Source organism: Neisseria flava, assembly GCF_982712965.1.
The window spans coordinates 1-5639 of the sequence record NZ_CEXQBZ010000078.1 but is presented as its reverse complement, the minus strand read 5'-3'; the positions used below and the strand labels follow the sequence as shown (position 1 = coordinate 5639).

The 5639-nt window shown below is 55.5% G+C and carries 6 protein-coding genes and 1 pseudogene; 3 read left to right on the top strand and 4 right to left on the bottom strand.

Annotation, left to right across the window (positions count from 1 at the left end; translation table 11 throughout):
• Positions 1–512: 512 nt before the first annotated feature.
• From glmU to AC5M9B_RS04305, 4 genes are all read right to left on the bottom strand, one after another.
• The gene (gene glmU / locus AC5M9B_RS04320) at positions 513–1886 is read right to left on the bottom strand and encodes a bifunctional UDP-N-acetylglucosamine diphosphorylase/glucosamine-1-phosphate N-acetyltransferase GlmU (RefSeq protein WP_070656252.1); all 1374 of its coding nucleotides are present in this window, start codon (positions 1884–1886) and stop codon (positions 513–515) included.
• 115 nt (positions 1887–2001) lie between these two features.
• Complete coding sequence (locus AC5M9B_RS04315) at positions 2002–2193, bottom strand: hypothetical protein (protein WP_039856010.1); 192 nt, start codon at positions 2191–2193, stop codon at positions 2002–2004.
• 108 nt (positions 2194–2301) lie between these two features.
• Complete coding sequence (locus AC5M9B_RS04310; protein ID WP_016687858.1) at positions 2302–2592, bottom strand: hypothetical protein; 291 nt, start codon at positions 2590–2592, stop codon at positions 2302–2304.
• Positions 2593–2654: 62 nt separating this feature from the next.
• Positions 2655–3311, bottom strand: a complete 657-nt coding sequence (locus AC5M9B_RS04305; protein WP_146736646.1) for a pyrimidine 5'-nucleotidase — start codon at positions 3309–3311, stop codon at positions 2655–2657.
• Between the two features lie 62 nt (positions 3312–3373).
• On the opposite strand from AC5M9B_RS04305, the gene AC5M9B_RS04300 reads away from it, so the two are divergent.
• The 3 genes and pseudogenes from AC5M9B_RS04300 to AC5M9B_RS04290 all read left to right on the top strand — a co-directional run.
• Positions 3374–4375, top strand: a complete 1002-nt coding sequence (locus tag AC5M9B_RS04300) for a thiamine ABC transporter substrate-binding protein (RefSeq protein WP_146736645.1) — start codon at positions 3374–3376, stop codon at positions 4373–4375.
• A 286-nt stretch (positions 4376–4661) separates the two neighbouring features.
• Positions 4662–4910, top strand: coding sequence for a methionine-binding protein (locus tag AC5M9B_RS04295; protein WP_070656249.1), 249 nt, complete (start codon positions 4662–4664; stop codon positions 4908–4910).
• Between the two features lie 168 nt (positions 4911–5078).
• Positions 5079–5564 (top strand): annotated as a pseudogene (locus AC5M9B_RS04290) (adhesin); the annotation flags it as partial.
• Positions 5565–5639: the final 75 nt, after the last annotated feature.

Below are 5639 nucleotides of genomic sequence, written 5' to 3'. Positions count from 1 at the left end.
CGTATGCTACCGCATACTGGCCTTTTTCTGTTAGGGAAAGTTGCACTTCAAATGCGAATCCGCCGTCGTCTGAAAACGAGGGGAGTGAGTTTGTTTCTCCCAAACTCAAATCTCAGAGTCTTCAGACGACCTCGTTTCGACTGGTAACCTGCCCCCCTCTCCCGTCCGGCGGGAGAGGGCCGGGGAGAGGGTGGTTCTGCGGATTGTACGAATTTGATTTTACCTAAACCTCAGAAACCACCCCCATCCTAACCTTCCCCCACCAGACGGGGGAAGGGACAGGTTGCTGTTGCTGCAACGGGTAGCGTGGGCTTTGCCCGCGAAATGAACATAAAGATAACTGCCCGATTTTGATTGTCAGACAACAGGTTTGCGGGCAAAGCCCACGCTACGGGCTGGGTTTATTCCGAGCTTGTAGGGTTAAATGAAAGGTCGTCTGAAAACTTGTTGTTTTAAGTTTTCAGACGACCTTTTGGGTTGATACGAATCTAGGAGGAAAGCGATTTACTGCTCTATTTCTTATCCCCTTTTTCGGGACGTACCCAACCTTCGATGACGGTTTGGCGGGCGCGGGCGAGGGCGAGTTTGTTGTCTTCGACGTTTTTGGTAATCGTGCTGCCTGCGCCGGTTGTAACTTTGTTGCCGAGGGTGACGGGGGCGACTAGGACGCAGTTGGAGCCGATGCGGACTTCGTCGCCGATGATGGTTTTGTATTTGTTCACGCCGTCGTAGTTGGCAATGATCGTGCCTGCGCCGAAGTTGGTTTTGCTACCAACTTCGGCGTCGCCGATGTAGGTGAGGTGGTTGGCTTTGGTGCCTTTGCCGATGGCGGCGTTTTTGATTTCGACGAAGTTGCCGACGTGTACGTCGTCTGAAAGGCGGGCTTTCGGACGCAGGCGGGCGTAGGGGCCGATTTGGTTGTTTTGTCCGACTTCGCAGTCTTCGAGGTGGGAGAAGGGGGCGATTTTGCTGTTTGCGCCGATTTTGGCGTGTTTGATGACGCAGTTTGCGCCGATTTCGACGTTGTCGCCGATTTCGATGTCGCCTTCGAGGACGACGTTGACGTCAATCACGACGTCTTGTCCGTGTTTCAGACGACCTCTTAAGTCGAAGCGGGCGGGGTCGCGCAGGGTGACGCCTGCTTTGAGCAATTCTTGCGCTTGTTCGGTTTGGAAGATGCGTTCGAGTTCGGCAAGCTGGAGTTTGTTGTTCACGCCGGCGGCGAGGTGGGAGGCGCGCACTTGGACGGGATGGACTTTGATGCCGTCGGCAACGGCTTTGGCGATGAGGTCGGTCAGGTAGTATTCGCCTTGGGCGTTGTTGCTGGAGAGGCTGTTCAGCCAGTTTTCGAGTTTGGCGTTGGGCAGGACGAGGATGCCTGTGTTGATTTCGCGGACGGCTTTTTGGGCGGCGTCGGCGTCTTTTTCTTCGACGATGGCGGTTACGTTGCCTTGGCTGTCGCGGATGATGCGGCCCAAGCCTGTCGGGTCGGCGGGAACGTCGGTCAACAGTCCGACTTCGCTGCCTGCGGCTTCGAGCAGGGTTTCGAGGGTGGCGGTGTCAATCAGGGGAACGTCGCCGTACAGCACCAGCGTGCGACCTTCGGCGGCGAGGTGGGGCAGGGCGGTTTTGACGGCGTGGCCGGTGCCGAGTTGTTCGGTTTGTTCGACCCAGACGACGTCGCGTTTGACGGTGTCTAAAACTTGGTCTTTGCCGTGTCCGATGACGACGCAGATGTTTTGGGGATTCAGGGCGGCGGCGGTGTCGATAACGCGCTCGACCATGGGCTTGCCGCCGATGCGGTGCAGCACTTTGGGCATTTTGGAATACATGCGCGTGCCTTTGCCGGCGGCGAGGATGACGATGTTGAGGGGTGTGGCGGACATGATGGGCTTTCTCGAATGCAATGTTGATGAAGGGGGTATTTAGGGGTCGTCTGAACGGGGTTTTGGGGTTTCAGACGACCTTTTTATTTGGGTTTGGCGTGCGGACGTTTGGGGGTTATGGTTTGTTGGGTTTGGGGGTGAACCGGTAAGAGTCGGCATGGCTGCCATGTTCCAAGCGGTCGAGTGTGGTCGGTTTCAGGGGCGTGCGCGCGGATGTGTCGGCGGGACGGCTGTCGAAGTCGTAGCGGTCTGAGGTGCAGCCGCTCAGGATGGCGGCGGTAACGAAAATCAGGGCGAGGGAACGCATGGTTTTCTCCTTGAGAAGGACGGCAGATATGGGAACGAACGGAATGGCGGTTATGTTTGAGGTCGTCTGAAACGGAAAAGACGGTTTCAGACGACCTCTACGGGCGGATTATTCCTCAGTTTGCGTTTCGGGCGCGGTGTGTCCGGCGCCTTGGGGTTTGTTCCATGTCGTGCCGCGTACGTTTTCTTGGTCGCCGTGCAGCGGTTTGAGGGTGCGGCGTTCGGGGCGGTATTGGTTGTAACGCATATCGCGGGAGTAGGTGCCGTCTTCGTAATAGATGCGCGTGCCTTTTTCGTATTTGGGGCGCAGGGAGGTGTGGCCGGATTCGTTTTGGTAGGTTTCCCAGGTACAGCCGGTCAGGGCGGCTGCGGCGGCGAGGATGAGGGCGGTGTATCGCATGATGGTTGTCCTTGTGGTCGGGCGGCTTGGTGCCGTTGTTCAAACCCAATATTGTAAAGGTTTCAGACGAGTGCCGACAATTTTTCGGCACATTCGGCGAGCGCCTGCATATCTTTTGCAACGGCGTCGGTAAAGGGCAGGGGATGGGCTTTGCTGCCGAACCATATGGTTTTCATGCCCAGCTCTTTGGCTTGGTGCAGGTTGTCCGCGCTGTCGTCGATCATGATGCACTGTCCGGGGTGGGCGTCGAGCAGGCGGCAGACGGTCAGGTAGGCTTGCGGGTCGGGCTTGTAGCGCAGTCCGAAGTCGTCCGTGCCGAAGAGTGCGTCAAAACGGTTTGCCAAACCCAATGCCCCGATGATAGCGCGGACGTAAAACGAAGGGCCGTTGGAAAAAACGGCTTTGCGTCCTTTCAGACGACCTAAAACGCTTTCGGTTCCCTCCATGCCCTGCAATTTTGCCAAGATTTGCGCGATGGGATGGCTTTCGCGCAGAAATTCGCGGATGTCGATTTCGGGATGGTGGATTTGCAGGCCGGCAAGCGTTGCGCCGTACCGGTGCCAGTAGTCCTGACGCAGGTCGGACGCCGCTTCTTCGGAGAGCTTGAGACGTTGCGCCATGTAGTCAGTCATGGCGCGGTTGATGATGTAGAAAATGCCTGCATTGGCGTTGTGCAGCGTGTTGTCGAGGTCGAACAGCCAGACGGGGGAAAGGTTCATGTCGTGTGTTGGTGCGGATTTTGTTATGATGTTTCGTATTTTACCCGTACAAAGGTTAGAGAATGAAACTGAAATTATCCGCCCTCGCCTTCTTGCTGGCTTCGGCAAACTTATCCGCCCAGACCGAAGTGCGCCTTGCCGTGCACAAATCCTTCAGCCTGCCCCAATCCGTCCTCGCGCAGTTTGAAAAAGCCAACGACGCCAAAGTCTCCGTCATTAAGGCGGGCAGCGGCAACGAAATGCTCAATAAGCTGATTCTCAGTAAGGCAAACCCGATTGCCGACGTGGTGTACGGTTTGGACAACGCCAACATCGGCAAAGCGCGCGAAGCGGGCATACTGGCGGCGGCGCAGCCCAAATCCGCGCCCGTTTCAGCGGGGATGCCCGTCATCGCGGCAGTCAATTACGGCTACGTTACCCTCAACTACGACAAAAAATGGTTTGAACAGAAAAAACTGCCGCTGCCCAAAACCTTGCAGGACTTGACCCGCCCAGAATATAAAAACCTGCTGGTTACGCCGTCGCCCGCCACGTCCTCGCCCGGACTTGCCTTCCTGATGGCGAACATCGGCGGCATGGGCGAAGAGGGTGCGTTCAAATGGTGGGCGCAGATGCGTCAAAACGGCGTGAAAGTCGCCAAAGGCTGGAGTGAAGCCTATTACACCGACTTCACCCAAAACGGCGGCGCGTATCCGCTCGTCGTCAGCTACGCCGCCAGCCCCGCCGCCGAAGTCCACTACTCCAAAGGCAAATACAGCGTGCCGCCGACCGGCAACCTCTTCCTCAAAGGCGGCGTGTTCCGCCAAGTCGAAGGAGCGGCAGTCTTGAAAGGCGCGAAACAGCCCGAGCTGGCGGCGAAACTCGTACAGTGGCTGCAAAGCGGCGAAGTGCAAAAAGCCCTGCCGACCGAAATGTGGGTCTATCCCGCCGTGAAAAACACGCCGCTGCCTAAAGTGTTCGAGTTCGCCCAAGCTCCGAAACACACCGACTCGCCCAGCCGCAACGACATCGACACCAAACAGAAACAATGGGTCAGCCGCTGGACGAAGACCGTGTTAAGGTAAGCGGGAAGGTCGTCTGAAAAAACGCCGGTTCATCTGTTCGGCTGGATATAGTCAAATGACTTTATTTTCGATACGCAACTTATTGGTTGCCGTTATGCCCGTCCCCGCCGTAGCCTGTCCTCGCGCAGGCGGGGGCGGGAATGACGGAATTTGATGATATGCCGTATTTAAAGTTAAGGATGTTGGCTATAAAAGGGTCATCTGAAACCCCAAAATCGGCTTCAACCGTATCGAAACTGTGTTTTCAGACGACCCCTTACCGTTTCGTTTTGAATGAAGGAATCTTATGAAGAAATCCCTACTTTACGCCTTCACGCTGACCGCACTGGGCGGCTGCTTCTACACCGAAACCCCATACGGGCGCACCGCCGTCCTCGACCTGCCCGTCCATTCCCAAACCACCATCAACAAAACCGTTACCGTCAACGCCCCGCCGGGAACGACCGTCATCTATCAGGACAGCGAGTCGGTACACCGCTACGGCTATCCCTACCCGCCTTACCCGCGCCCGTATCCCGCGCGTCGGGTTTATTAAGATCAAAAGGTCGTCTGAAAAATTAATTTCTGCTTTCAGACGACATTATCCTTTTGTCCTTCAAATATACCGTTTAAGTTGTTCTTTACATTTTTTATTTAAAATTAAATTAAACTAAGGAAGGTTAACCAACCTCAGTTTTTTTAATACGCAAATCTAAGGAACAACATGAAAATTCTTCTCTCTACACTTACCCTATCCGCCCTCCTGCTCACCGGCTGCGGTACACTGACCGGCATTCCTTCACACGGCGGCGGCAAACGCTTTGCCGTCGAACAAGAACTCGTCGCCGCCTCGTCCCGTGCCGCCGTCAAAGAAATGGATCTGTCTGCCCTGAAAGGCCGAAAAGTCGCCCTTTACGTTTCTACCATGGGCGATCAAGGATCGGGCAACATTACCGGCGGACGCTACTCCATCGACGCATTGATTCGCGGCGGCTACCAAAACAACCCCGACAGCGCCACCCAATACAGCTATCCCACCTACGATACTACTGCCACTACCAAAGCTGATGCGCTCTCCAGCGTTACCACTTCCACATCGCTTTTGAACGCCCCCGCCGCCGCTCTGACTAAAAACAGCGGACGCAAAGGCGAACGGTCTGCCGGATTGTCTGTCAACGGCACGGGCGACTACCGCAACGAAACCCTGATTATAGTCAATTAAAAACAAAATAGTACAATACTCAACTTTGAAGGTTTAACCATGGCATACTCTGCGGACTTAAGA